The 24713-nt window shown below is 66.4% G+C and carries 24 protein-coding genes; 16 read left to right on the top strand and 8 right to left on the bottom strand.

Features of this window, described 5'->3' with window-relative positions:
- The first annotated feature begins 101 nt into the window (after positions 1-101).
- The gene (locus ACTJLF_RS20180) at positions 102-1028 is read left to right on the top strand and encodes a LysR family transcriptional regulator (protein ID WP_184606507.1); all 927 of its coding nucleotides are present in this window, start codon (positions 102-104) and stop codon (positions 1026-1028) included.
- Between the two features lie 24 nt (positions 1029-1052).
- Here ACTJLF_RS20180 and ACTJLF_RS20175 read toward each other — a convergent pair whose 3' ends face one another.
- Complete coding sequence (locus ACTJLF_RS20175) at positions 1053-1664, bottom strand: ATP-binding protein (RefSeq protein ID WP_145759911.1); 612 nt, start codon at positions 1662-1664, stop codon at positions 1053-1055.
- Positions 1665-2046: 382 nt separating this feature from the next.
- Positions 2047-3207 (bottom strand): porin, encoded by a 1161-nt coding sequence (locus tag ACTJLF_RS20170; protein ID WP_440883792.1) that lies wholly within the window; start codon positions 3205-3207, stop codon positions 2047-2049.
- A 201-nt stretch (positions 3208-3408) separates the two neighbouring features.
- Here ACTJLF_RS20170 and ACTJLF_RS20165 point away from each other — a divergent pair, with 201 nt between their 5' ends.
- Together ACTJLF_RS20165 and bamA are read left to right on the top strand one after the other, a co-directional pair.
- Complete coding sequence (locus ACTJLF_RS20165) at positions 3409-4077, top strand: nuclease-related domain-containing protein (protein WP_126186392.1); 669 nt, start codon at positions 3409-3411, stop codon at positions 4075-4077.
- Between the two features lie 83 nt (positions 4078-4160).
- Positions 4161-6563 carry an outer membrane protein assembly factor BamA gene (gene bamA, locus ACTJLF_RS20160; RefSeq protein ID WP_126186391.1) on the top strand — a complete coding sequence of 801 codons (2403 nt, stop codon included), beginning with the start codon at positions 4161-4163 and terminating at the stop codon, positions 6561-6563.
- Positions 6564-6618: 55 nt separating this feature from the next.
- On the opposite strand, the gene ACTJLF_RS20155 is transcribed toward bamA, so the two are convergent.
- Together ACTJLF_RS20155 and ACTJLF_RS20150 are read right to left on the bottom strand one after the other, a co-directional pair.
- Positions 6619-7446 (bottom strand): intradiol ring-cleavage dioxygenase, encoded by an 828-nt coding sequence (locus tag ACTJLF_RS20155; protein WP_126186390.1) that lies wholly within the window; start codon positions 7444-7446, stop codon positions 6619-6621.
- Entirely contained in the window at positions 7443-7604 is a 162-nt protein-coding gene (locus ACTJLF_RS20150) for a hypothetical protein (RefSeq protein WP_164713632.1), read from the bottom strand. The genes ACTJLF_RS20155 and ACTJLF_RS20150 overlap by 4 nt, the downstream gene beginning before the upstream one ends.
- A gap of 195 nt (positions 7605-7799) precedes the next feature.
- Here ACTJLF_RS20150 and ACTJLF_RS20145 point away from each other — a divergent pair, with 195 nt between their 5' ends.
- From ACTJLF_RS20145 to ACTJLF_RS20135, 3 genes are all read left to right on the top strand, one after another.
- The gene (locus tag ACTJLF_RS20145; RefSeq protein ID WP_440883791.1) at positions 7800-9416 is read left to right on the top strand and encodes an ATP-binding protein; all 1617 of its coding nucleotides are present in this window, start codon (positions 7800-7802) and stop codon (positions 9414-9416) included.
- Entirely contained in the window at positions 9413-10108 is a 696-nt protein-coding gene (locus ACTJLF_RS20140; protein WP_019658728.1) for a response regulator, read from the top strand. Before ACTJLF_RS20145 ends, ACTJLF_RS20140 begins: the two co-directional genes overlap by 4 nt.
- Positions 10109-10390: 282 nt before the next feature.
- Positions 10391-10663, top strand: a complete 273-nt coding sequence (locus ACTJLF_RS20135; RefSeq protein ID WP_126186388.1) for a hypothetical protein — start codon at positions 10391-10393, stop codon at positions 10661-10663.
- A gap of 13 nt (positions 10664-10676) precedes the next feature.
- Here the strand turns inward: ACTJLF_RS20135 and pilQ are convergent, their stop codons facing one another.
- The gene (gene pilQ / locus ACTJLF_RS20130; protein ID WP_416492862.1) at positions 10677-12791 is read right to left on the bottom strand and encodes a type IV pilus secretin PilQ; all 2115 of its coding nucleotides are present in this window, start codon (positions 12789-12791) and stop codon (positions 10677-10679) included.
- Between the two features lie 158 nt (positions 12792-12949).
- Positions 12950-14110, bottom strand: coding sequence for a porin (locus tag ACTJLF_RS20125; protein ID WP_440883790.1), 1161 nt, complete (start codon positions 14108-14110; stop codon positions 12950-12952).
- Between ACTJLF_RS20125 and ACTJLF_RS20120 the strand changes: the two genes are divergently transcribed.
- The 3 genes from ACTJLF_RS20120 to ACTJLF_RS20110 are packed head-to-tail and all read left to right on the top strand — an operon-like array spanning position 14094 to position 16977.
- Positions 14094-15443 carry a hypothetical protein gene (locus ACTJLF_RS20120; RefSeq protein ID WP_440883789.1) on the top strand — a complete coding sequence of 450 codons (1350 nt, stop codon included), beginning with the start codon at positions 14094-14096 and terminating at the stop codon, positions 15441-15443. The genes ACTJLF_RS20125 and ACTJLF_RS20120 overlap by 17 nt on opposite strands.
- 18 nt (positions 15444-15461) lie before the next feature.
- Positions 15462-16238 carry a nuclease-related domain-containing protein gene (locus ACTJLF_RS20115; protein WP_440883788.1) on the top strand — a complete coding sequence of 259 codons (777 nt, stop codon included), beginning with the start codon at positions 15462-15464 and terminating at the stop codon, positions 16236-16238.
- Positions 16239-16242: 4 nt separating this feature from the next.
- A complete protein-coding gene (locus ACTJLF_RS20110; protein ID WP_416492071.1) occupies positions 16243-16977 on the top strand; it encodes a response regulator in 735 nt (244 codons plus the stop codon).
- Positions 16978-17092: 115 nt separating this feature from the next.
- Here the strand turns inward: ACTJLF_RS20110 and ACTJLF_RS20105 are convergent, their stop codons facing one another.
- A complete protein-coding gene (locus tag ACTJLF_RS20105; protein WP_240650232.1) occupies positions 17093-17665 on the bottom strand; it encodes a TetR/AcrR family transcriptional regulator in 573 nt (190 codons plus the stop codon).
- A gap of 387 nt (positions 17666-18052) precedes the next feature.
- On the opposite strand from ACTJLF_RS20105, the gene ACTJLF_RS20100 reads away from it, so the two are divergent.
- The 7 genes from ACTJLF_RS20100 (at position 18053) to ACTJLF_RS20070 (ending at position 23728) form a co-directional block, all read left to right on the top strand.
- Positions 18053-18526, top strand: a complete 474-nt coding sequence (locus ACTJLF_RS20100; protein WP_126186206.1) for a nuclear transport factor 2 family protein — start codon at positions 18053-18055, stop codon at positions 18524-18526.
- A 23-nt stretch (positions 18527-18549) separates the two neighbouring features.
- The gene (locus tag ACTJLF_RS20095) at positions 18550-19986 is read left to right on the top strand and encodes an MFS transporter (protein WP_126186207.1); all 1437 of its coding nucleotides are present in this window, start codon (positions 18550-18552) and stop codon (positions 19984-19986) included.
- 168 nt (positions 19987-20154) lie between these two features.
- The gene (locus ACTJLF_RS20090; RefSeq protein ID WP_126186208.1) at positions 20155-20754 is read left to right on the top strand and encodes a TetR/AcrR family transcriptional regulator; all 600 of its coding nucleotides are present in this window, start codon (positions 20155-20157) and stop codon (positions 20752-20754) included.
- A 157-nt stretch (positions 20755-20911) separates the two neighbouring features.
- The gene (locus ACTJLF_RS20085) at positions 20912-21541 is read left to right on the top strand and encodes a hypothetical protein (protein ID WP_126186209.1); all 630 of its coding nucleotides are present in this window, start codon (positions 20912-20914) and stop codon (positions 21539-21541) included.
- 52 nt (positions 21542-21593) lie between these two features.
- Positions 21594-22457 carry a cytochrome b/b6 domain-containing protein gene (locus tag ACTJLF_RS20080; protein WP_440883787.1) on the top strand — a complete coding sequence of 288 codons (864 nt, stop codon included), beginning with the start codon at positions 21594-21596 and terminating at the stop codon, positions 22455-22457.
- Positions 22454-23230: a molybdopterin-binding protein gene (locus ACTJLF_RS20075; RefSeq protein WP_132752936.1), complete on the top strand. Its 777-nt coding sequence runs from the start codon at positions 22454-22456 to the stop codon at positions 23228-23230. Before ACTJLF_RS20080 ends, ACTJLF_RS20075 begins: the two co-directional genes overlap by 4 nt.
- Before the next feature lie 84 nt (positions 23231-23314).
- Positions 23315-23728: an ester cyclase gene (locus ACTJLF_RS20070; protein ID WP_416492074.1), complete on the top strand. Its 414-nt coding sequence runs from the start codon at positions 23315-23317 to the stop codon at positions 23726-23728.
- A 19-nt stretch (positions 23729-23747) separates the two neighbouring features.
- Here the strand turns inward: ACTJLF_RS20070 and ACTJLF_RS20065 are convergent, their stop codons facing one another.
- The gene (locus tag ACTJLF_RS20065) at positions 23748-24590 is read right to left on the bottom strand and encodes an oxidoreductase (protein WP_416492075.1); all 843 of its coding nucleotides are present in this window, start codon (positions 24588-24590) and stop codon (positions 23748-23750) included.
- Between the last annotated feature and the right edge of the window lie 123 nt (positions 24591-24713).

The raw sequence follows: 24713 nt of genomic DNA, 5'->3' as shown, positions 1-24713 counted from the left end.
TGTTTCGAGGTGAGCGAAATTTATGATTCAGCTTCGCTTCCAGAAAGTGCCCAAAGATGGTTTACTCATTCAGCTTTCCTGAATGATTGGAACCAACCGCCATGGACCGTCTGCGCGCTTACGAGGTGTTCGTCACGGTGGTGGCGCGGGGCAGCTTCACCAAGGCGGCCGACGCGTTGGACACCTCTCCAGCCAACGTGACGCGCTATGTCAACGAGCTGGAGGCCCACTTGCGCACGCGGCTGATCAACCGCACGTCGCGGCGCCTGTCGCTCACCGAGGGCGGCGAAGCGCTGTTCGATCGGGCGAAGTCGATCCTCGAGGAAGTGGCCGAGACCGAAGCGCTGGCCACCACCGCCTCGCTCCAGCCGCGCGGACGCCTGCGCATCAACGCACCATTGAGTTTCGGCAGCATCGTGCTGGCGCCCGTGTGGCCCAGGTTCATGGCTAAGTACCCCGACGTGGAACTGGACGTCGCGCTCATCGACCGCGTGGTCGACATCGTCGAAGAGGGCTATGACCTCGCCATCCGCATCTCGCGGACCATGTCGGGCACCCACATCGCGCGCCGCCTGGGCCGCTCGCAGAACCTGGTGTGTGCCTCACCCGAGTACTTGGCGACTCATGGCATGCCCGAAGTCCCGGCGGACCTTTCCCGGCACCAGTGCCTCGGCTACACGTACGGCGCCACATCGGATGAGTGGCAGTTCGCAGGCCCCGACGGCACGCTGGAGTCCGTGCGGGTGCGCTGGGCCCTGAGGGCCAACAATGGCGAAACCGCCCGCGCAGCGGCGATCGCCGGCGTCGGCGTGATCTGGCAGCCGAGCTTCGTGGTCGGAGAGGACGTGCGGGCTGGTCGATTGGTCGAGGTCATGCCTGGCTACCGCATGCCTGCCATCGACATCCTGGCGATCTACGCAAGCCGCCGCCACCTCAGCGCCAAGGTGCGGGTGATGGTCGACTTCCTGGTGGAGGCCTTGCAGGGTTCGCCATGGGAGAAAGGCGGACCAGCGGGCGTCGGCAGGTGACCACGAGCTGCCGATCCCAGGCATTCATCCCTTCAGCAGCGGCAGTCGCAACGTGAGCCCCAGCACTCCGCCGCCAAGCGGGGCCGAATAGATGCGTCCGCCATGATGACCGGCAATGCGCTCGCAGGCCCTCGCGCTGGCCACCACTGCGGCCGAATGCCTGCTGTCGAAGAACTTCGCGAGTGGAGGATGCATGTCGACGGCATCGAGGTCGCGCCAGTGGATCACCGCTTGCTCGCGATCGGCATGCGCCGACAGCTGAAGCGTGCCGCCCGCGCGCATCACGCCGGCGGCATAGGCCATGACCTTCGCCAGCAGCTCATGCAACTCCGACTCGATCGCGAACACGCGCATTGCTTCCGGCGGCAGCCTGACGTCGAGGCGGATGGCTCCTGAATCGGGCCGGATCGAGGCAGCGCCAAGCAGTGCACGGATGTCCTGCGGTCGGCTGGCGCTCAGGCGCTGCAGCGTCTCCTGGCGGGCCTGCGCGGCGAGCTCTCGCGCCCTGGCGCCCTGCCGCAGGTTGGCGAAGAACAGCGAGCACATCGTGCCGACCACGCCGCCAAGGCCCAGCACGATCACGGCAGCGATGATGAAACCAAGGCTCCCCGTTTGCAGCTGCCCCGCGCCGCTCATCAGCGCACTCCCGCAGGCCGAGGCGTGTATTCGCCAGAGGGGTCGCGCGTGCAGCGTTCCTGAGCTGGCGCCCGGTCGACCTCGCAAGCACTCCTTTCCTGAGGCGGCGGGCGTTGCGCATTGTCGAAGCGCATCGGCCACGGGCCTTCGCCGCGGAAACCCGGCGGCGGCGGACGATAGGGCATGGGCGGCGGGGGCAGCATGATGCAGCCGGTCAGTCCGGATGCCGCCAGCACGCTCGCGAGAAGTCGGAATCGGTTCATGATTGGAAGCTCACTGCCGGTTGGCAGGAGCGAAGAAGGAAGCGGAAAAAGAAAGAGCCGCGCGAAGGAAAAGAGGCGGCGGGTGCACGCCCGTTCCTTCGCACGGCGAGGTCGCACGCTCAGAACGCGTGTCGGATGCCGAAGTCGTAGCCTGTGGACGAGCGCGGCAGGCCGCTGTAGCCCGTGCCCGTGCTGCCGTAGCCGGTCGTGCTCGCCGACACCAGGCTGCCCGTGTAGTTCACGTCATTGCGGTTGTTCACCCGCGCCACCGTCGCATACAGCGCCGTGCGCTTGGACAGGTTGTGCACGTAGCCGATCGCGAACTTGCGCGCCAGCGGGTCCTCGCCCGTGATGCCCGCCCCACCCTCGTTGTAGCGAACCTGCGAGTACGACGCGCGGATCAGCCCCGCGCCCACCGGCACCGTCGCACCGATCAGGTAGCCGTTGTAGCTGTCGTGCGTGTTGCCAAGCGCCGCGTAGTCGAACTTGTTCTTCACGTTCGACAGCTCCCCGAACAGCTTCACCGGACCGAAGTCGTACGACGCCCCCAGGTTGATCGTCTGCACCTTGCGCTCCAGCGTGGTGGTGTCCACCGCGATGCTCTGGCCCACGCCCAGCGCGATGTCCAGCGGCCCGTTGGCGTAGCCGAAGCGCCCGCCGACGTAGCGGCCTGCGCTGCTGCTGGTCGCTGCCGTCGTGCTGGTGGCGCTGATGCTGGCGTTCTCGTGCAGGCTGTACTGGAACTGGCCGTAGAAGCCGCCCAGGTTCGGCGGCAGGAAGTAGCCGATCGAGTTGCTCGCGCGCACGTAGTTGGCGTTGTTGATGGTGGTGTTGCCGCTGACGGTGTTGATCACGCTGCTGCCCGAGCCGTTGGTGCCGAACGGATCGAAGACGGTGTCGTTCCAGAAGGTGGGCGTGTAGTCGCGGCCCAGGCGCAGCTCGCCGAAGCCGCCCGACAGGCTCACGGTGGAGCGGCGGCTGAAGGTGGAGATGCCGGTGGCGCCGTCGTCGTTGCTGATGGGCGCCTCGAGCCAGAAGCTGGCGGCCAGGCCACCGCCGAGGTCTTCGGTGCCGCGAAAGCCGATGCGGCTGGAGTTGTAGGCGGAGTTGCCCAGGCTGGTCTTGCTTTGCTTGACGGACGCGCCGGTGATGGGGTCGCGCGCGGTGCTCGACTGGTAGGTCAGGCCGGCGTCCACGACGCCGAACAGCGTGACCGACGATTGGGCAGAGGCCAGGCCGCAGACGGCCAGGGCAGCGAATGCCGTGAGGGATTTCTTCATTCAGGGTTCTCCGGTTGCAGCGGCTCCACATCGAGCAGCAGGCACGCATGGTCCCGTTCAAATTCGGAGGAATCTTGTGGTTGGTCCTCGCCGGGCGGCAGTTGTTGTTTGCACGCAAACCTTGAAGGTCCACCGACGGAAACGCCTCGTGCAAGAAGTCTCCCAGAAGCGGCGCGATGCTCCTGCCGAAAGGAGTCACCCATGACATTGGCCTTGCAAGGCAACACCGCCACCTCGCTGGGCGTGCAGCAGCTCGCCAGCGCATTCAGCCCCACCTTCTCGTACCTGCGCATCCTTCGCAACCTCATCATCCCGATGCCCGAGAGCCACACCGTGCCCACCGCACGCATCGACGCAGTGCTGGTGTGCGAGACCGGCGTGTATCTCTTCGAGATCAAGGCATGGCGCAATGCCTTCGTCTACCGCAAGAAGGCGCAGCAGTCGCCGCCGCGCTGGTTTCTGCGCCTGCACGGCGACAAGAACGCGCGCGAGGTGAAAGACCCCGCATGGCAGGGTGGACGCAAGACCACGCAGCTCAGAAGCCTGCTGTCCGACGAGCTGCGGCTGCAGTACTTCGTGCTGCTGCCTTGCGAAGGCATCGAACTCGAAGGCGTGATGCCGGCGGCCGTCATCACGCAGCATGACCTGCCCTACATCGCACGCCTGGTTCGCAACAACGGCCGCCTCGCGCGCAACTACCCGCTGCTGGACGAGCAGGGAATCGATCGGACCGTCCAGCGACTGCTCGAGATCCAGGGCGGGCTGACGCTGGAGGATCACCTTCGCAACTGCCGCGAGGGAAGTACCCAGCCTGCCGCAGCTGCCAGGGCATCGGCATGGGCGGCTTCGAACGCGATGGGGTTGCAGTAGGCCGCAGGCAAAGACCCCGGTCGCGCCGGGGCAGCCCGGTCAAGGTCCCAAATTTCTCCGACTTTGGCGGAAACCATGCAGCGATGCAGTTTCCCAAGCCATTGGCAGCCGCCGCCGCGCTGCTTGCCTTCACCGCCGCTTCTTCCGCCTGGGCGGTCGAGCCCTTCACCGTGCGCGACATCAGGCTCGAAGGCCTGCAGCGCGTCGAGCCCGGCACCGTCTTCGCCACCATGGGCCTGCGAGCCGGCGACACCTACAGCGACGAGCGCGGCAGCGCTGCCATCCGCGAGCTTTTCAAGCTGGGCCTCTTCAAGGACGTGCGCATCGACGTGAACGGCAACGTGCTGGTGGTCGTGCTGGAGGAGCGCCCCTCCATCGCCGACGTGGAGTTCGCGGGCACCAAGGAGTTCGACAAGGCGGCACTGCAGAAGGCGCTGCGCGAGGTGGGGCTGTCCGAGGGGCAGGCCTACGACAAGGCGCTGACCGACCGCGCCGAGCAGGAGCTCAAGCGGCAGTACATCGGCCGCAGCCTCTACAACGCGCAGGTGGTCACCACCGTCACGCCGCTGGAGAGGAACCGCGTGAACATCACCTTCACCGTGACCGAAGGCGAACCCGCACGCATCAAGGAAGTGCGCGTGGTCGGCAACAAGGCCTTCAGCGAGAGCACGCTGCTGGATCTGTTCGACCAGGACACGGGCGGTTGGCTCGACTGGTACACCAAGTCCAACCAGTACTCGCGCAGCAAGTTCAACGGCGACCTGGAGACGCTGCGCTCCTACTACATCACGCGCGGCTACCTGGAGTTCCGCATCGACTCGACGCAGGTCGCCATCTCTCCCGACCGGCAGACGCTGACCCTCACGATCAACATCACCGAGGGCGAGAAGTTCGCGGTGGCCGGCGTGAAGCTCGCGGGCGACTACCTGGGCCGCGAGGACGAGTTCAGGACGCTCGTGACCATCCGCCCCGGCAAGCCCTACAACGGCGAGGACGTGGCCGCCACCACCAAGGCCTTCACCGATTACTTCGGCACCTTCGGCTACGCCTTCGCTCGCGTGAAGGCCGAGCCGGAGATCGACCGGCAGAACAACCGCGTGACGCTGGTGCTCAAGGCGGAGGCCTCGCGGCGCGCCTATGTGCGGCGCATCAACATCGGCGGCAACGCCAGGACGCGCGACGAGGTGATCCGCCGCGAGTTCCGCCAATACGAGGGCGCCTGGTACGACGGCAACAAGATTCGCGCCTCGCGCGACCGCATCGACCGCCTGGGCTTCTTCACCGACGTGAACGTCGATACCGTCGACGTGCCCGGCTCGCCCGACCAGGTCGACCTGGCGGTGACGGTGGCCGAGAAACCCACCGGCTCGTTGCAGCTGGGCGCGGGCTACTCGTCGACCGACAAGGTATCGCTGACCTTCGGCATCACGCAGGAGAACGTGTTCGGCAGCGGCAACTACCTGGGCCTGAACGTGAACACCAGCTCGTACAACCGCACCATCTCGCTCACGGCCACCGACCCGTACTTCACCAAGGACGGCATCTCGCGCACGCTGAACGTGTTCCACACCACCACGCGGCCCTACTACGAGGCCGACGGCAACTACAAGCTCGCCAGCGACGGCGGCTCCGTCCGTTTCGGCTTCCCGGTGGGCGAGCAGGACACGGTGTTCCTGGGCATCGGCCTGGAGCGCTGGTCTTTCACGCCGGGCACCAACGGCACCTACACGCTGGTCGACGGCTCGTACGTGTACACCGCCACGCCGCAGGCGTACCTCGACTACTTCAAATGCACGGGCACCGCGCCGAGCGTCAGCTGCGCCACTTCGAGCATGATCGCCATTCCCGCCACGCTGGGCTGGTCGCGCGACGACCGCGACAGTGCGCTCGTGCCCACGCGCGGCCGTCTGCAGAGCGCCAACCTCGAGATGGGCGTTGGCAGCGAGCTGCGCTACCTGAAGACCAACTACCAGTACCAGCAGTATTTCCCGCTGTCGAAGCAATACACGCTGGCCATCAACGGACAGCTCGGCTACGCGCGCGCGCTGGGCGACAGCACCTACCCCATCTTCAAGAACTTCTACGCCGGCGGCCTGGGCTCGATCCGCGGCTTCGAGCAGAACTCGCTGGGCCCGGCCGACTCGGTCACGGGCGGCGCGCTCGGCGGCACGCGCAAGGCGATCTTCAACATGGAGTTCAGCACGCCCTTCCCGGGCGCGGGCAACGACAAGACGCTGCGCCTGTACACCTTCCTCGACGCGGGCAACGTGTTCGCCGACCGCACCGCGAGCATGACGGACGCGCAATGGAAGGCGCAGAACCGCATCCGCGCCTCCACCGGCATCGGCATCAGCTGGATCTCGCCGCTGGGCCCGCTGCGGCTGGCCTACGCGGTTCCGCTGGTCTACCAGAAGGCCGACACCGCGAACAACATCTCGGCCGACCGCACACAGCGCTTCCAGTTCCAGATCGGAACCTCGTTCTGAGTGCGAGCGGCTTCTTCGTGCGGCGCCCAGGCTGGGCGATCCAGGCGCCGGCCGCTCAGCCCTCGGCCCGGGGCGGCACGATCGCGCGGACGCGCGCTGCGCCCTCCGGCGAGCGCGGGTGCGAAAGGCCCAGCCCTTCGGAGGTCATCTTTCCAGGCGGCGGGCTGCCGGGGCGGGGCGGCCGGTCGACCGCCGGGTTCGCCGCCGGATCGACCACCAGCGCGAGCGTCGCGACGTAGCGCTGCCGTTCCTCGCGCACCGAGCCGAGCACCGTGGCACCGGCCTTCAGCGCGATGCCATCGGCGCTGTTGAGCGTGTCGCGAAGCCGCGCACGCCGGTAGGAGGAGACCTGCGTGTAGAGGAACTCGCTCAGCGCATCGGGCAGGAAGAACTGCGACGTGAGAACGGCGCGGACGCCATTGATCACCTTGAAATGGATGTGCGTCGTCCGCCCTGCGTACCAGCCCGGATAGATGGTGGCGAAGGCTGCGCCGCCGTCCCGGTCGGTGAACTGGCTGCCGCGCAGGAAGGTCTTGCCTTCGAAGGTGAGCGAGCGGTCGTCGCCCTGCTCGCCGAAGCCCGAGTAACGGCCCTGCGCGTCGCAATGCCACAGGTCCACGCGCAGTTTCGGAAGCGGCCGGCCAGTCGCGTCGCACACATTGAAGCGCACCTCCAGCGGCACGCCCTCCAATCCCTCGGCGATGTCCGAACGCTCCAGCGCGAGATCGAGGTAGTACGGGCCTTCCGTGGTCTGCGCCGTCAGCGCAAGCCGGTGCGCTGCGGCGGGTGCAGCGTTCGCGGCTGCCGACAGGCCCGCCGCGCCGAAGGCGGCCAGCAGGCCGCGGCGTCCGATGGATGCGCGCGGATGGGGGGTGGAGGTCATGGGTTCCTTCTTTCTTCCGCCGCATCGGGCGACGAGGGTCGTGTGGCCCGGCTCTCCGCCCAGAAGACGATCAGTGCCCAGGCCTGCGCGAGCAGCCAGAAGAACACCGTGATCGCCAGCAGCAGCGGCAGGTCCATGTGGGCCGTGGGAGGGGTCATGGCCGGCATCGTGGGGGCGCAACGGGGAGAAATCATGGAGAACGCAGGAAAAGCGGTTCTCCCATATTCCTCCACATTCGGCCGCAATGATCGGGTGCCCTCCCACCCGGTCCGCCTCCCGTCTTTGCCTGCCTGTCTGACTGTCAGCCCGCCCGCCGTGCATGCCGCAGAATGGGGCATTGCCCCTTCGAGCCCATGCCGCACCTGACCCTTTCCAGAAAGATCTTCCTGGCGCTGGCCGCCTTGCTGATCGTCCTGCTGATCAGCTTCGCGGGGCTGTCGATCATCGCGCTGCAGCGCGGGCTGGGCTCGTACGTGGCCGAGATCGAGATCCGGCGCATGGACTGGCTTTCCCAGACCCTGCTGAAGTACTACGCGGCCCACGGCGACTGGAAGAGCCTTCAAAACAACGACGAGGTGTGGCGCCGCCTGCAGATGGGACGGCTGGCCGCCGCGCTCGACAACGGCACCGGCGGCAGTTCGGACGAACGGCGGCTGCCGCCGTGGTACGAGGACCGCGCGATGCAGGGCAACCCTGCGCCGGACGGCAAGACCGACGGCTTCCCGGCGGGCGATGGCAGCCCGCCTCCTCCGCCGCCGCCCGAGCCCGGCTTCGGATCGCAGCATCTCGAGCTGGTGCCCCGCCGGTTCCCGACCATGCCCCCGCCCTGGTTCTTCCGCGATCCGCGCGAGATGCCGGACTCCATCTTCCAGCGGCTGGCCGTGCTCGACGCGCGCGGTGCGCGCGTGGTCGGCGCCGAAGGTGACTTCGCCAACGCGGCGCGCGTGCCGATCCGGCGCGACCGCAGCGTCATCGGGTACCTGGCGCTGATGCCGTTGCAGGGTCTGGAGAGCGAAGCCGACCGGGCCTTCGTCTGGCGGCAGTCGGGCGTGATCGTGCTCACCGGCCTGTGCGGCCTCGGCTTCGCGCTGGTGCTGTCGTGGCTGCTCGCGCGCCGCTGGTTCCGGCCCATCGACGAGCTCACGCAGGCCGCGCAGGACGTGGCACGCGGCCGGCTTTCCACCCGGGTGGCGGTCCAGGGCTCGGACGAACTGGCGCTGCTGGGTCGAACCTTCAACGACATGGCGCAACGGCTGGACACGATGGAGGCCTCGCGCCGCGCCTGGCTGGCCGACGCCGCCCACGAGCTGCGCACGCCGCTGGCCGCGATGCGCGCCGAGATCGAGGCGCTGCAGGACGGCGTGCGCACCTTCGACGAACGCACCGCGCTGCGGCTGCACCGCCAAGTGATCCGCCTGGGCCAGCTCGTCGACGACCTGCGCAGCAGCATGCGCGAGCCGCAGAACGACCTGCTCACGGCCACGGTCTTCCCGATCTCGCTGCTCAAGGAGGCGCTCGACCACACGCGCGATCGCTTCGCCGCGCGCCGCATCACCGTGGACCGCCGTGCGGTAGACCGCATCGACGCCTCCGCACAGCCTGTCGTCGAGGGCGACGCACACCGGCTGCATCAGGTCTTCATGAACCTGCTGGAGAACGCGCTGGCCTACACCGACGAGGGCGGCGAACTGCGCATTGACGTCGCCGTGGAAGGCGCATGGACGGGCAACCGGCTCACGCTGGTATTCGACGACAGCGCGCCCGGCGTTGCCGAGGCCGAACTGCCGCGCCTGTTCGACCGCCTCTTCCGCGGCGAGAGTTCGCGCAGCCGCGAACACGGCGGCTCCGGGCTGGGCCTCTCCATCTGCCGCGCGACCATCGAAGCGCACGGCGGCACCATCGACGCGTCGGCCTCGCCGCTGGGAGGTCTGCGCCTGACCCTCACCCTTCCACTGGCAGCAACGTCATGACACGCATCGTCATCGTCGAAGACGAAACCGACATCGCCTCGGTGGTGCAGGACTACCTGCGCCACGCGGGCTACGAGACCGAGCACTTCGCGGACGGGCAGAGCGCGCTCGACAGCATCGTCGCCTCGCCGCCCGACCTCACGCTGCTGGACATCATGCTGCCGCGCCTCGACGGCATCGAGGTGCTGCGCCGCGCGCGCGAGCACACGCCGCACCCGATCATCATGCTGACGGCGCGCATCGAGGAAGTCGACCGCCTGCTGGGCCTGGAGCTCGGCGCCGACGACTACGTGTGCAAGCCCTTCTCGCCGCGCGAGCTGGTCGCGCGCGTGCGCGCCGTGCTGCGGCGCACCGCGCCGAACGCCGCCCAGGGCTCCTCGCCGCCGGGTCACGCGACGGGACTGCTGCTGGACGACGTGCACTGGCGCGCTTCGCTGGAAGGCACGCCGCTGAACCTCACGCGGCGCGAGTTCGGGCTTCTGCAGGTGCTGTCGCGGCACCCGGGCCGCATCTTCTCGCGCGCCCGCCTGCTCGAACTGGCCTACGACGACACGGTGGACGTGACCGAGCGGGCCATCGACAGCCATGTGAAGAACCTGCGCCGCAAGCTCGGCGCGGTGACTCCGCAGCACGACTGGATACGGTCGGTGTACGGCGTTGGCTTTGCGTGGGAGGCCCCGGCTCCGGACTGAGCTGTAGCCGCGACCCGAGGAACGGACAATCACCTCATCCCCGGAAGGTTTCGGCGCGGAAGTCGACTGCGAGCCAGCGCAGCCATCCCATTTTTCTCCCGCTTTGAAGTCCACGATACCGGCATGAACAGTCACCGGTATCGAAGCCCAGAAGGCGCATGGCGCGTATCTCACGCATCACGTGGGGCATTGCAGGGCCTGCATCACGACGGCCTGGCGGCACCGGCACACGCACGAGGCGGCTTCCCGGAACCCCTCGGGCGGGCCCGATGGGGCAGCGGCATGCTGCTTTCTTCTGTGGCCATGGCGCGCTACCGCAAGCCGTCCTGGGCTCCGCGCTTCGCCGGCTTGCTGGCATTTGGTGCCCTGGTCCTCGGCATCTTCGTGGCGGGCAGAGACACCTGCGCCCACGGCGAGTCGACCGCGGCGGGGAGCTACAGCCAGTCCACCCTCATGCCGATCACCGCAACCGGCTCCACGAGCCCGAGCCTGCGCGAGAGCAGCTGCCGGCGCGGCCGCGCCGGCTCCGGGCGGCTGCGGACGAAGGCCGCCTGAGGCCATCCATCACTCATCGCGCCGCGTTGCGATCCGAGATCATCTTCGGGCTGATGAAGATCAGCATCTCGGTCTTGTTGTTGACCCGGCTGCGAGTTCGGAACAGCGGGCCGACCATGGGCAGTTCGCCGAGCACCGGCACGCGCGATTCCGAGTTGGTATCGGTGAGCTCGAAGACGCCGCCGATGACGACGGTGCCGCCGTTCTCCACCAGCACCTCGGTCTGGATGTGCTTGGTGTTGATGGCATAGCCCGCGGTGGTCGACTGGCCCACGGTGTCCTTGTTCACTTCCAGCGCCAGGATGATGTTGCCCTCGGGTGTGATCTGCGGCGTCACCTCCAGCTTCAGGTTCGCCTTGCGGAACGCGATGGAGGTCGCGCCGCTCGATGTGGCCACCTGGTAGGGCAGCTCGGTGCCCTGTTCGATCAGCGCCTTGGTCTGGTCGGCCGTCACCACGCGAGGGCTCGACACCACCTTGCCCTTGCCGTCGGCCTCCAGCGCCGAGATTTCGAGGTTGAGCATCTTCGTGAGGCCCGAGTTGAAGAGCGACAGCGCGAACGTTCCGACCGCATCACCGGTGCTGCTGGTCGCGGGCAGGTTGACGAAGCTGGTGCTCGAATAGGTGTTGGTGCTCGTGGTGGTGGTCACGCCGCCGGTGGTGCTGGAGCTCACCGAAGGCGTCACGCCCACCGACGAGTTCGAATTGACGAAACCGCCGCCCAGCTTGGCGCCCAGCGACTTGCTGAAGGTGTCGGTCGCCTCGACGAAGCGCGCCTCGATCAGCACCTGCCGGATCGGCACGTCCAGCTTCTGGATGAGCTCGGCCACCTGAGCCAGGCGCGAGGGGATGTCGGTCACGAAGAGCTGGTTGGTACGCACCTCGGCCAGCACGCTGCCGCGCGTGCTCAGAATGCGCGTCGTGCCGCCGGAGCCGCCCCCGGCCCCGCTGCCACTGCCCATGAGCCCCTGCGCCACGGTGGCCGCCTTCGCATAGTTGAGCTGGAACGACTGCGTGCGCAGCTGCTCCAGTCCCTGCAGGGTGGCCTGGGCCTCGGCCTTGATCTTGTCCTTGGCGTTGAGCTCGTCCTCCGGCGCGATGCGCAGCACGCTGCCGTTCTTGCGCATGCCGAGGTTCTTCGCCTCCAGGATGATGTCCAGCGCCTGGTCCCAGGGCACATCCTTCAACCGCAGCGTCAGCGTGCCGTTGACCGAATCGGAGGTGACGATGTTGAAGTTGGTGAAGTCGGCGATCACCTGCAGCAATGCGCGGACCTCGATGTTCTGGAAGTTCAGCGACAGTTTCTCGCCGTTGTAGCCGACCCCCTGCGTCAGCTTGGCAGGGTCGATCTTGCGCGGGCGGACTTCCACCACGAACTGGCTGTTGCTCTGGTAGGCGCTGTGCTCCCAGTCACCGCGCGGTTCGATCAGCATGTGCACGCGATCACCGGCCTGCTGCAGGCTCACCGTCTGCACGGGCGTGCCGAAGTCGGCCACGTCGAGCTTGCGATTCAGGCCCTCGGGCAGCTGCGACTTCGTGAATTCGACGACGAGGTTCCTGCCCTGCTGGCGGATGTCGACGCCGACCTGGTCGTTGGGCAGGCTCACGATCACGCGGCCCGCGCCCTCGGTACCCAGGCGGAAGTCGACGTCGCGCAGCGGCAGCACGTCGCGATTGCGGTTCTCCGCGAATTCGATGGAGGTGGCGGCCACCAGCGCGGGCCCTGCCGCGGCCTGCAGCGACACCAGCAGCGACTTGCCGCGCACCTCGGTCTTGTAGGTGGTCGCCTGTTTCAGGTTGAGTACGAGACGCGTGCGCTCCCCCGCCTGCACCACATTCACGGAACGCAGGTTGCCCTGGTTCATCTCGATGGCCTCACGGCCCAGGCTGCTGCCCATGCGCGTGAAGTCGAGCGCGATGCGCGCAGGCGACTGGATGGCGAAGCCGTCGGGCGCGGAGGCCAGCGGCTCGGAGAAGTCGACGCGCAGCACTTCACTGCCTGCCTGCAAGGACCCCGTGACCGACTCGATCCTGTTCTGCGCCTGCGCCGCCGCGAGCGCCCCGAAGGCAGCGAGCAGGAACACGGCCGCGCGAAACCGGCGCGCGAACGCGACTATCTGTTTGTTCATTTGACTGCCTTGAAAATCGGCACCTTCTCCTCGCTGCCCTGAGCTTCCCTCCCGAGTGCAGCGCGTTCCGCAGACCGCGCAAGCCGTTGCGCGCGGCGGGAACGGGCTCCGCGACGCCTTTGCGGCGCACCCGCTGCCCCGTCTAGTTACCTACACGCTCAGAACGCGTGTCGGATGCCGAAGTCGTAGCCTGTGGACGAACGCGGCAGGCCGCTGTAGCCCGTGCCCGTGCTGCCGTAGCCGGTCGTGCTCGCCGACACCAGGCTGCCCGTGTAGTTCACGTCATTGCGGTTGTTCACCCGCGCCACCGTCGCATACAGCGCCGTGCGCTTGGACAGGTTGTGCACGTAGCCGATCGCGAACTTGCGCGCCAGCGGGTCCTCGCCCGTGATGCCCGCCCCACCCTCGTTGTAGCGAACCTGCGAGTACGACGCGCGGATCAGCCCCGCGCCCACCGGCACCGTCGCACCGATCAGGTAGCCGTTGTAGCTGTCGTGCGTGTTGCCAAGCGCCGCGTAGTCGAACTTGTTCTTCACGTTCGACAGCTCCCCGAACAGCTTCACCGGACCGAAGTCGTACGACGCCCCCAGGTTGATCGTCTGCACCTTGCGCTCCAGCGTGGTGGTGTCCACCGCGATGCTCTGGCCCACGCCCAGCGCGATGTCCAGCGGCCCGTTGGCGTAGCCGAAGCGCCCGCCGACGTAGCGGCCTGCGCTGCTGCTGGTCGCTGCCGTCGTGCTGGTGGCGCTGATGCTGGCGTTCTCGTGCAGGCTGTACTGGAACTGGCCGTAGAAGCCGCCCAGGTTCGGCGGCAGGAAGTAGCCGATCGAGTTGCTCGCGCGCACGTAGTTGGCGTTGTTGATGGTGGTGTTGCCGCTGACGGTGTTGATCACGCTGCTGCCCGAGCCGTTGGTGCCGAACGGATCGAAGACGGTGTCGTTCCAGAAGGTGGGCGTGTAGTCGCGGCCCAGGCGCAGCTCGCCGAAGCCGCCCGACAGGCTCACGGTGGAGCGGCGGCTGAAGGTGGAGATGCCGGTGGCGCCGTCGTCGTTGCTGATGGGCGCCTCGAGCCAGAAGCTGGCGGCCAGGCCACCGCCGAGGTCTTCGGTGCCGCGAAAGCCGATGCGGCTGGAGTTGTAGGCGGAGTTGCCCAGGCTGGTCTTGCTTTGCTTGACGGACGCGCCGGTGATGGGGTCGCGCGCGGTGCTCGACTGGTAGGTCAGGCCGGCGTCCACGACGCCGAACAGCGTGACCGACGATTGGGCAGAGGCCAGGCCGCAGACGGCCAGGGCAGCGAGTGCCGTGAGGGATTTCTTCATTCAGGGTTCTCCAGTTTCAGGTCTGATGCGGCCGCTCGGTATCGACCGGCTGTACGCATCGTTTCGTCCAATTCGGGAGGAATTTGGTGGTTTGGTTTTCCAGCGCGTCGAGTGTTGTGCGCGCACGTCATGGCTGCGCGCTGGCGGCTTTACACGGTCGTTCAAATTTCTCCCAGATCGCCTGAAAAGATGCGTGCATGACGAAGCTGGAGCCCCGAAGGTGATGCGTTCACGAATCCTGCTGCCGGCCGTGTGCGGCGCACTCGCCATCGCGTGTGCCAGCACGAGCATCGCGATGGTCGATCGCACTTCGCGACAGCTGGCCGCAGGCATGCTCATCGACCACACGAGGCAAGGAATGCCATCCGCATCCACACGAGCGCAGGCCGATTCGCGCTCGTGGTGGTCCGCCTTCGAAGACCCCGTACTCGACAGGTTGATGGCCGCATCGCTCGGCAGCAATGCGCAGGCCGGCATCGCCGCGACCTACGTCGCGCTCAAGGTGAATGCGCGGGAGTCGAGCTACCTGGAGAACGCGCATGCGGCCGTCTCCCGGCAGATGGCACTCATGAAGGACGCGAAGCTGCCGTACGACGACCTCGCGAAGCAGCTGGCGCAGCGCCGGTCCGACGCCCAGGCGACCATCGAGAAGCTGCAGGCGCAACGCGCGAGCTACATCGCCTATCTGGCGAGGCGCTGCAGCACGAGCGAGGAAGCGCTCGGCGAGATGCTCTCCGATGCATTGCAGGACAGATCGCTGCCCCGCTTCGCGGCCAAAGTGCCGCGCGAGCTGCCGATGACGGTGCTTGCCAACAGGAGCGACATCCGGCCGGCCGCTGCGCTGTACGGCGCAGATCCGATGGCGATGCCTTCGGGCACCATCGGCGAGGCTGCAACCGGCGAGTCGCAGGACGTCGACGTGCCCGCCGAGCCCCGCTATGCAAGCGCGATCGGGCAGGCCCGTGAGCAGATCGCCGAAGCATTGCGCCGCCTGCAGATCCGAAGCGACATTGCCGACACCGCCTCCGCGCACGCCGAGATGGCGCGCGCGAGTTTCGAGGCGTCGAAGCTGCGGCGCGACCGCGGCGAGATTTCCGAGGTGCAGCTGATGGAGGATTTCCAGGGCCTCCTGCTGGACCTTCACGCACTGGCCGTTGCCAGGGGCGAACTAGCGGTTGCGTGGATCGTCCTCATGGGAAACATGGGCGGCGGCGCCTCGATGGACGCCATCGCCGCCCCGCGCTCCGCGCAGGCGGAGCAGACCCCATGGACAGGGCGGATCCGGCCATCGCCTTTTCTGCACGAAGTCTCCCGGAAGTTGCGCAATCCTTGAGTCTTGAAGGAGCATCGAATGACTACAGCCCTGCACAAGGTTCCTGCCCGTCCCGTGCTGACACTGGCCAGCCACGGACACAAGAAGACGGACGTGGTGGCGCTCGCGCGCGGCATCTGCGCCCCCGGTGGCGAACAGGAGACCAACGCCGCGACCGCGCTGGCCATGCAACAGCTCGCCGCTGCCTTCCAGCCCGCCTTCAGCCGCATGCACATACTGCGCGACCTCGTGATTCCCATGTACGAAGGCAGTGCCGTTCCCACCGCTCGCTTCGACGTGGCGCTGGTGTGCCAGGCAGGCGTGTACCTGTTCGAAGTGAAGGGCTGGCGCAACGCGGTGGTCTATCGCAAGACCTCCACGCACACGGTGCCGCGCTGGTTCCTGCGCCAGCACGGGCATTCCCTGGCACGCGAGGTGAAAGACCCGGCGTGGCAGTGCGGCCGCAAGACCACGCATCTGCGCAGCCTCATGCCCGCGGACTTGCGCGTGCAGTACTTCGTCCTGCTTCCCTTCGAAGGCGTGGAGCTCGAAGGCGTGATGCCCACCGTCGTCATCACGCCCCAGGACCTGCCCTACATCGCGCGCGTGGCACGCAACAACGGCCGCAGCGAGCAGGGCTATCCCATGCTCGACAACGCTGCCATCGATCGCACGCTGCAGCTGCTGACCGATCTGCAGGGCGAGCTCACGGTGGACGACCACATGCGCAACTGCCGCGACCGCAGCACGCACGCCGCGAAGATCGCACGAGCCCCGATAGGGGCCGCGCACCCCGGCCCGCTGAAACTCCAATGACGCGATGAGCCGCATCCTGCTGGTGGAGGAAGGGCACGACGCCGCCTCCGTGCTGCTGGACGAACTGCACCGCGCCGGGCACGAGACAGAACACATCGAGGATGGTGCGGTCGCACTGCAGCGCATCCTGACCTCGCCGCCTGCGCTGACCCTGCTGGACGTGGCGCTGCGGCGCGTCGACGGCCTGCAGATCCTGGAAAAGATCCGCGCGCGCAGCGACCATCCGATCATCGTGCTGACCGCGCTCGCGCAGGAGTCGGACCGCTTGCGCGGCTTCGAGCTCGGCGCCGATGACTACGTGTGCAAGCCCTTCTTCCCCAGGGAAGTGGCGGTGCGCATCGACACCGTGCTGCGCCGCTGCGCGCAGCGCCAGCGAGCGCAGCAGGCATACGTGCCGATCACGTTCGGCACAGTCCGCGGCTGTGCGATCCTGGACGGTCACCACCTGCCGCTGACGCGCCGCGAGTCGCTCCTCCTGCGAGCGCTGTCCAGTGAGCCCGGCAAGGTGATGACGCGCTCCAAGCTGCTGGAAGCCGCATTTCCGGAAGCGCTGGAAGTCAACGAGCGCGTGGTCGACACACACATCAAGAACCTCAGGAAGAAGCTGGCGACCGTCTCGACCGCACATGACTGGATTCGCTCGGTCTATGGGGTGGGCTTCGCTTGGGAATCGCAGATGGCGCAGGGCGTCTGCGCTTACCACGGCACCGAGCGGCCGATGCCCTTCAACGAAGCATAGGCCCTGGCAGCAGCTGCTGAAGTCGACTCATGCCGGCTGCATCGGAGGGGGCAGGCTCCAGCCTGCGCCGCCACCCTCGTCCCGCGATCGATGCCGGCAGTGCGATGAGAAGAAATCAATGGCGTGGATCCGATCGATCAGACGCTGCATCCCAGATCCCCATGGCGTCGATCACGGCGTTCTCGATGACCGAGTACCGGACGCGATCGCGGGCAAGGACCGAGATGCCCAGAAAGAAGCTGTCGAAAGCCGCGGCCAGCGCAGGCGCGTTCGTGGACTGGCGCAGTTCGCCGCTCTCGATGCCTCGTTCCACGCACGAACGGAATCCGGCGCGGGTGCGGCTGCGGATGTTCCGGAGCAGTTCGGTGATGGCCTCGCTGCCTGAAGAGCATGCGCCCATGACGCCCAGCGCGACCATGCAGCCTTTGGGATGCCCTGCCTCGCATTGCATCTTGGCCGATCGGTGCAACGCAAGGTACACCGCCTCTCGCGGCGCGATCGAAGGATCGTGGAGGCTGCGGGTCACATTGCCATAGAGGCTCATGTAGCGCTCGAGCGCTTCCTTGTACAACGCCTCCTTCGACTCGAAGGCCGCATAGAAGCTCGGCGCGGCGATTCCCCCGCCGATGGCCGCTTTCAGCTGCGACAACGAAGTCGATTCGAAGCCATGCTCCCAGAACAGGTGCATGGCCGAGGTAAGTGCCGCATCGCGGTCAAAAGTGCGTGGTCGGCCCCTTTGAGCCATGAAGATCTCCGCCAGTCGAAAATTTACATACTAATCGATACATAAATTCCGGACAAGGCGGAGCCTTCCGCGTTCGCCGACGCTCAACGCGGTTGACATGCGTCTCCCGCATCCGTATATTTGTATCGATCGATACTTAATTTGCGCGATGCGTAGACAACGGTACCTGGCCGGTCGAAGACGGGCCTCGGGACCTTCGCACCGACGTTGAGAAGGCCCAGATCCTCCCCGCAGCACGAGCTGCTCTTTTTTTCCTTATTTCTGTACTGATCGGTATATTTCTTGGTGCGATCACGGACGGTTCGTGCCAACCACCCACGGAGAACCTGTATGTCGAAAGAACTTGAAGCACGCCTGGATGCCATCGAAAGCCGACTTGCCATCGATGCACTGATCGCCAACTACGCGGAGGCTTTCGACACCATGAACGAGGAGCTGCTCGCGACCTTGTGGCACCCCGACTCGCGGCTGCTGCTCGGTGCGAACGGAGACGCGGAGGGGCTCGATGCCATCCTGGCGCAGGCGCGCGTCAACATGAGGCGCATGCCGCACATGCACCACTGGATGGCGAATGCGCTGATCACGGTGGACGGCGACCACGGCCGCGGCGTGGTCGCGGCGAATTGCCTCTTCTACGACATCGAGAAAGGCCCGCTGCAGGTCAGCGGCCAGTACAGAGACATCTATGAACGAAGAAGCGGGCGGTGGGCGTTCCGGGAGCGCGTGTTCGAGACGCACTTCGCCACGCCGTTGCAGAACTGGGTTCCTGTCGCGGGAACCGAACGCTTTGGCCGTCCCGCCTGATGGGCGCTCCAGCAGCTCGAACCATGCAGACGAACAACTCTGACACGCGCCGCTGGCTGGCGTTCGCGGTGCTGCTGGTGGGGGCGTTCCTGCCCCCGCTGGACTTCTTCATCGTCAACGTCGCCCTGCCGTCCATTCGCAGCGACCTCGGCACAAGCGCAGCGGAACTGCAGCTGGTGATTTCCGGTTATGCCGCAGCCTACGCGGTGTTCCTCATCACCGGGGGACGGCTCGGCGACCTCTTCGGCCGGCGACGAGTGTTCCTCGCGGGGATCAGCGGCTTCGGGCTGACGTCCCTGCTGTGCGGCCTCGCGACCTCGCCTTCGATGCTGATCGTCGGGCGCGTGCTTCAGGGCTTGAGCGCCGCGGCCATGGCACCTCAAGGGCTGGCGTCCATCCATGCCCTGTTCCCGGTTCAGGAGCGCTCACGCGCACTGGGACTCTACGGCGCCGCTGTCGGGTTCGCAGCAGTGGTCGCGCAGGCACTGGGCGGCGCGTTGATCTCCGCGGACATCCTGAACCTTCAATGGCGCATCATCTTCCTGATCAACCTGCCGGTGGTGGCCGCCGTCTTGATCGGAGGATTGCCACTGCTGCCCGATGCCCGCGGCGACAGCCCGGCGCCGATCGACTGGGGCGGCGTGCTGCTTTGCGCGCTCACGCTGGGTCTGCTGATCGTGCCGCTGGTGGAGGGACGCGAGCGCGGGTGGCCATGGTGGGCATGCGCGATGCTCATCGCGATGCCTTTGGCCGGCCTCTGCTTCTGGCGCTACGAGAGGGCATTCGCCCGACGAGGCGGCGTGCCGCTCGTCAGCGTGGACCTGGTCCGCATGCCCGGCCTGATGAGCGGTCTCGCGGGCGTGCTGTTCTTCTACGTCGTCTCCGCGTTCTTCCTGGTGTTCTCGGTCTACCTTCAATCGGCGCTCGGCCTGGGTCCCCTGGAGACCGGATTGGTGTTCCTGCCCTTCGGCGTCGGCTTCTTCATCGGGCCCTTGACGACACCACTGGCTGTGCGCATCTTCGGCAGCTGGGTTCCTGCGATCGGCATGCTGTTCGAGGTGGCGGGTTGCCTGTACCTCGCTGCGCTGGTGGCCCAGGCGCCCGCGCAAATGCCTGCTCAACTGCCGTTGATGGTCGCAGTCGGTCTCCTCGGCTTCGGGCAGGGCTGGGCGCTGCCGACCCTCGTGCGCTCCGTCATCGATCGTGCGCCGGCGACCGGTTCGGGGATGATTGCCGGCCTCACGAATTCGGCCTTGCAGATCAGTGCGGCCCTGGGCGTCGCTGTCATCGGCGGCGTCTTCTTCAGCATCGCGGGCGATTCACCCGACCCGATGTCCATGGCGAAGGGATTGATCGCGGCCATGCTGTGCACCGGAGCCAGCCTGTCCCTCGCTGCCGTGCTCTCCGTCGTCGCTTCGAGGTCGGGCATCCAGGCCGCTCCAAGGCCCGTGCCGCGCTGACGTTCGGCCGCTGTCGGCTCGACAAAGGAATCCCATGCGCTCTTCTCGCGGCGGCTGCGCCACTGCTTTTTGCTGCATGCAGCCGCATCGGTCCACGGCGCGTCCTTGCACACGCCATGGGCTTCGGGGCCCTTGACTTGTCGACCAACTAGTAGATAGACTGAGGCCATGAACCTTCCAGACCTCTCTCCCAAGGCAGCCGAGATCGCCAACTGCGCTCAGGGGCTCCTCGCGACCAAGGGGTACAACGGCTTCAGCTACGCCGACATCTCGGAGGCCGTGCACATCAGCAAGGCAAGCATCCACCATCACTTCCCGAGCAAGGCCGAACTCGTGCAAACCGTCCTGCGAAGATACCGTGAACAAGGTCGCGAAGGCCTGGCCGCGCTGGCGAAGCAAGTCGCCGATCCGCTGGCCCGCATCCGTGCATACACCGGCTACTGGGAGACGTGCATCCGCGACGAGACGGCGCCGTTCTGTATCTGCGCGATGCTGGGGTCGGAATTGCCCGCGATCCCCAAGGAAGTCGCCGATGAGGTCCGAGGGCACTTCAGCGATCTCGCCACGTGGTTGGCGGGTGTCTTGAAAGACGGTGCCGCACAGGGGACCTTCAAGCTGCGAAGCGATGCGCAGTCCGAGGCCATGGCCCTCATGGCCACTGTCCACGGTGGAATGCTGGCAGCCCGCGTCTACGGCGATCCGGCCGCGTTCGCGAACGTGGTGCAGCAGGGCGTCGAACAGCTGCTGGCGCCCAAAGCCCGACGCTGACCGCCAGGCCTCGACCCTTGGCACAGTCATTTTTTAACCCTTTTGTCTATCAACTAGTAGATAGATAAGAGTTTCATCGGAAGCCTCTGCGGCGCGGCTTTCGATGCCATCCACCACGCGCCCTTCATCCGCGACGCACGTCGCACAGGAAATCACCATGCAATTCCCCAAAGCTTCCAAGCTCCTTGCCGCAGGCGCAACCAGCGTGCTGCTAGCGATCGGCACGCTCACGGCGGCCGTCGCCGCAGGCCCTGCCGACCAGGTGCGCATCCGCGGCACCGTCGTCTCGCTCAGCGGCGACCGTCTGCAGGTCAACTCACGCGAAGGAAAGCCGGTCACCGTGACGCTCAAGGCCGGCTGGAAGGCATCGGCGGTCGCGAAGGCCAACATGAGCGACATCAAGCCGGGAGATTTCGTGGGCATCGCATCGCTCCCCCGCTCCGAAGGCGGCGACGGCGCCCTGGAAGTTCTCATCCTGCCGCCGCAACTCAAGGGCATGGGCGAAGGCAGCTATGGGTGGGACCTGAAACCCAACAGCACCATGACCAATGCCACCGTCGCCGACGCAGTCAAGTCGGTCAACGGCAGCACCGTCACGGTGAACTACCACGGCAAGGAAAAGAAGATCTCGATCCCCGAGGGCACCCCGATCGTCACGCTGGTGCCGGCAACGCCAGAGGACGTCAAGCCAGGCGCCGTCGTGTTCATTCCCGCGGAAAAAAGCGGTGACGGCCTGTCAGCGGGCCAGCTGATCGTCGGCAAGGACGGTGTCGTTCCTCCCATGTAAGGAGTCCCGTGCCGGCCAGCGTCCGCGCCTGGCCGGCCGGGATGCTTTTTTCATGAGCACATCCTCACACTCCATCCCCGACACGACGCCGTCCGCTGCGCGTCGAAGCTTCATACGGCGGCATTCGCTCACCGTGCGGGCGACGCACTGGCTCAACGTGCTGTGCCTTTCGTTCCTGCTGCTGAGCGGGCTGCAGATCTTCAATGCCCATCCGCGGCTGTATTGGGGGCAGTACGGCGCCGACCCGGATGCAGCCTTGCTGTCCATCGGCACGAGGCAGATCGGCAGCGCGTCCCAAGGCTTCCTCCAGATCGGCCCGCTCCATGTCGTGACCACCGGTTTTCTCGGCGTCTCCGACGAAGGCGGCAGCGCGACCCCGAGAGCCTTCCCCACCTGGCTGACCATTCCTTCGTACCACGACCTGGGAGCCGGCAGACGATGGCACTTCTTCTTTGCGTGGCTGCTCGTCCTCAATGGCCTGCTGTACCTGGCCCATGGATTCTGGCGAGGCCATTTCCGCCGAGACCTCTTGCCGAACGGAAGCCAGCTTGCACCTCGGCACTTGTGGCACGAGATCCTCGATCACGCCCGCTTGCGCTTCGCGCGCGGCGAAAAGGCACGCCAGTACAACGCCCTGCAGAAGCTCAGCTACCTCGTGGTGGTGTTCGGCCTGCTACCGCTGATGGTGCTGACCGGCCTGACGATGTCGCCCGGCCTCGACGCTGCCTTCCACTTCCTGCCCGATCTTTTCGGTGGGCGCGCGTCGGCTCGCACGATCCACTTCGTCACCGCATTCCTGCTGGTGTCGTTCGTCGTCGTTCACGTCGTGATGGTCATCGCGTCGGGCCTGTGGAACAACGTGCGCTCGATGCTCAACGGCAAATACGCCATCACCGATGAAGGAGTCAGACCATGACGCGGCAATCTTCGCGCCGAAACTTCCTTGCGCGCCTTGCCGCGGGGGCAGGCGCCCTCGCACTGACCGGCTGCGACCGCCTGGTTCAAGACGACAACCTGGATGCGTTGCTGCGCCAGACCGAGAAGCTGACGCTGGCAGGCCAGAGGGCCCTGCTCTCCAGGCACGCGCTGGCACGGGAATACACCGAAGCGGACCTCTCGCCGGTCTTTCGCGCCAACGGCACGCAGATGCCGGACTCGAACGAGTACGCCCGGCTTCTGGAAGGAAGCTTCACGGACTGGCGGCTGCAGGTGGACGGCTTGGTCGAGCGCCCCCAGAGCCTGTCGCTCGCCGAACTCAAACGCTTTCCTTCCCGCACCCAGATCACGCGCCACGATTGCGTCGAGGGATGGAGCGCCATCGGCAAGTGGCAGGGCGTACCGCTCGCCCATGTTCTCGACGCCGCAGGATTGAAGCCCGGCGCCCGCTATGTCGTGCTCCACTGCGCAGACGAGCTTGAAAAGACGCTCGACGGCAACGGGCGCTACTACGAGAGCATCGACCTGATCGATGCCTACCACCCTCAGACGATCCTGGCCTACGGCATGAATGGAAAGGATCTTCCCGTCCAGCATGGCGCACCGCTGAGACTGCGGGTCGAACGGCAGCTCGGCTACAAGCAGGCGAAGTACCTGATGCGCATCGAGGTCGTCGATGGCTTCTCGACGCTGTTCGGCGGCAAGGGCGGCTTCTGGGAAGACCGCGGCTATGAGTGGTATGCCGGGATCTGATCCACCCGCCCCCGCGACCCCGCACGTACGCGTCATGCCCTTGCATGAGGTACCGTTCCCGTTCCTACAGAATCAGGAGGCAAGATGAATGCCGATGCGCTCGCCGGTCTCTACAGGGACTACATCGCGTGCCTGAACAGGCGCGACCTCGACGACCTCGGAGCCTACGTTCACGACGAAGTCCGGCACAACGGGCGGCAGCTGGGGGTCGGGGGCTATCGGCTGATGCTGCAGAAGGACTTCACCGACATTCCCGACCTCCGCTTCGACATCGAACTGCTGGTCTGCCAGCCGCCGTTCGTGGCGAGCCGGCTTCGATTCGACTGCACGCCAAAGGCGAATTTCCTTGGTCTCGCCGTGAACGGGGTGAAGGTCTCGTTCTCGGAAAACGTCTTCTACGAATTCCACGACACGAGGATCATCGCCGTGTGGTCCGTCATCGACAGGATGGCCATCGAGGCTCAGCTGCGGCAGGATGGAGCGGCCGGCCATTCCTAGCGAAGAAGCACTTCGAGCCTCACGCGTGATCGGTGGACCGCGTCACCGTCTCCCATGCATCGATCTCGCTGGACAGCGCGGCAAGCTTGGCCCGCACGAGCCCCAGCGCATCCGTCCCCAGGAGCAGGTGCGCAGGCGGGTTCGGGGCGTTGACGATCGCCAGGAGCGCCCGCGCCGCCTTGGCCGGATCACCGATCTGCGAACCGCTCTTGGCCTGCCTGGCCTTCCGGATCGGATCGAAGAGCGCGTCGTAGTCCTCGACGGTGCGCGCCGACCGCACCATCGAGCGGCCGGCCCAGTGCGTGCGGAACGACCCGGGCGCGATCGCGGTGACCTTGATCCCGAAGCCCGCGACTTCCTTGCCGAGCACCTCGGAGATGCCTTCCAGCGCGAACTTGCTGCCGCAGTAGTACGCGATCCCCGGCATCGTGATGAAGCCGCCCATGGAGGTGATGTTGATGATGTGCCCGCTGCGACGCGTGCGCATCGATGGCAGGACGGCCTTGATCATCGCGACGGCGCCGAAGACATTGACGTCGAACTGCCGCCTCATTTCTTCGAGGCTGGACTCCTCGAGCGTCCCTTCGTGCCCATAGCCGGCGTTGTTCACCAACACATCGACCTGCCCGTGCCTGGCAAGCAGCTCGGGGATGAGTCTTTCGACCGCGTCGAAGTCGGTGACGTCGAGCACGACGGCATGCGCACGTCCGGGAGCGCTTTGCTCGAATGCCGCCACGCTGCCCTCGTTCCTCACGGTCCCGAGGACCGTGTGCCCCTCGGCAAGGGCGGCTGCGGCGAATGCCTTTCCGAATCCCGAAGTGACTCCCGTGACGAGGAAGGTTTTGCGTGCGGTGTGGCTCATGTTCGGCTCCTTGGAAGATCGATCGATCCTAGGAGCCGGAGAGCAGACCCGAAATGCCAGGTCGCACGCTTGGCTTGCCTAAAACCACAAACCCATGGACTGGCAGGCCGCACCATGGCAGAT

The organism is Variovorax sp. 22077 (assembly GCF_052044195.1).
Taxonomy (GTDB): Bacteria; Pseudomonadota; Gammaproteobacteria; order Burkholderiales; family Burkholderiaceae_C; genus Variovorax; species Variovorax atrisoli.
Note: the sequence above shows the minus strand (reverse complement) of the source record. Positions and strands in the feature narration are given on the sequence as shown.

Excerpts from the sequence above, each read along its gene's own strand:
- ACTJLF_RS20075 (WP_132752936.1), top strand. The coding sequence starts at position 22,454 with ATGACGCGGCAATCTTCGCGCCGAAACTTCCTTGCGCGCCTTGCCGCG.
- ACTJLF_RS20110 (WP_416492071.1), top strand. The coding sequence starts at position 16,243 with ATGAGCCGCATCCTGCTGGTGGAGGAAGGGCACGACGCCGCCTCCGTG.
- ACTJLF_RS20085 (WP_126186209.1), top strand. The coding sequence starts at position 20,912 with ATGCAATTCCCCAAAGCTTCCAAGCTCCTTGCCGCAGGCGCAACCAGC.
- ACTJLF_RS20150 (WP_164713632.1), bottom strand. The coding sequence starts at position 7,604 with ATGACCCCTCCCACGGCCCACATGGACCTGCCGCTGCTGCTGGCGATC.
- ACTJLF_RS20115 (WP_440883788.1), top strand. The coding sequence starts at position 15,462 with ATGACTACAGCCCTGCACAAGGTTCCTGCCCGTCCCGTGCTGACACTG.
- ACTJLF_RS20140 (WP_019658728.1), top strand. The coding sequence starts at position 9,413 with ATGACACGCATCGTCATCGTCGAAGACGAAACCGACATCGCCTCGGTG.
- ACTJLF_RS20135 (WP_126186388.1), top strand. The coding sequence starts at position 10,391 with ATGCTGCTTTCTTCTGTGGCCATGGCGCGCTACCGCAAGCCGTCCTGG.
- ACTJLF_RS20180 (WP_184606507.1), top strand. The coding sequence starts at position 102 with ATGGACCGTCTGCGCGCTTACGAGGTGTTCGTCACGGTGGTGGCGCGG.
- ACTJLF_RS20100 (WP_126186206.1), top strand. The coding sequence starts at position 18,053 with ATGTCGAAAGAACTTGAAGCACGCCTGGATGCCATCGAAAGCCGACTT.
- ACTJLF_RS20080 (WP_440883787.1), top strand. The coding sequence starts at position 21,594 with ATGAGCACATCCTCACACTCCATCCCCGACACGACGCCGTCCGCTGCG.
- ACTJLF_RS20105 (WP_240650232.1), bottom strand. The coding sequence starts at position 17,665 with ATGCACCTGTTCTGGGAGCATGGCTTCGAATCGACTTCGTTGTCGCAG.
- ACTJLF_RS20070 (WP_416492074.1), top strand. The coding sequence starts at position 23,315 with ATGAATGCCGATGCGCTCGCCGGTCTCTACAGGGACTACATCGCGTGC.
- ACTJLF_RS20170 (WP_440883792.1), bottom strand. The coding sequence starts at position 3,207 with ATGAAGAAATCCCTCACGGCATTCGCTGCCCTGGCCGTCTGCGGCCTG.
- ACTJLF_RS20090 (WP_126186208.1), top strand. The coding sequence starts at position 20,155 with ATGAACCTTCCAGACCTCTCTCCCAAGGCAGCCGAGATCGCCAACTGC.
- ACTJLF_RS20065 (WP_416492075.1), bottom strand. The coding sequence starts at position 24,590 with ATGAGCCACACCGCACGCAAAACCTTCCTCGTCACGGGAGTCACTTCG.
- ACTJLF_RS20175 (WP_145759911.1), bottom strand. The coding sequence starts at position 1,664 with ATGAGCGGCGCGGGGCAGCTGCAAACGGGGAGCCTTGGTTTCATCATC.
- ACTJLF_RS20095 (WP_126186207.1), top strand. The coding sequence starts at position 18,550 with ATGCAGACGAACAACTCTGACACGCGCCGCTGGCTGGCGTTCGCGGTG.
- ACTJLF_RS20155 (WP_126186390.1), bottom strand. The coding sequence starts at position 7,446 with ATGACCTCCACCCCCCATCCGCGCGCATCCATCGGACGCCGCGGCCTG.
- bamA (WP_126186391.1), top strand. The coding sequence starts at position 4,161 with ATGCAGTTTCCCAAGCCATTGGCAGCCGCCGCCGCGCTGCTTGCCTTC.
- pilQ (WP_416492862.1), bottom strand. The coding sequence starts at position 12,791 with ATGAACAAACAGATAGTCGCGTTCGCGCGCCGGTTTCGCGCGGCCGTG.
- ACTJLF_RS20165 (WP_126186392.1), top strand. The coding sequence starts at position 3,409 with ATGACATTGGCCTTGCAAGGCAACACCGCCACCTCGCTGGGCGTGCAG.
- ACTJLF_RS20145 (WP_440883791.1), top strand. The coding sequence starts at position 7,800 with ATGCCGCACCTGACCCTTTCCAGAAAGATCTTCCTGGCGCTGGCCGCC.
- ACTJLF_RS20125 (WP_440883790.1), bottom strand. The coding sequence starts at position 14,110 with ATGAAGAAATCCCTCACGGCACTCGCTGCCCTGGCCGTCTGCGGCCTG.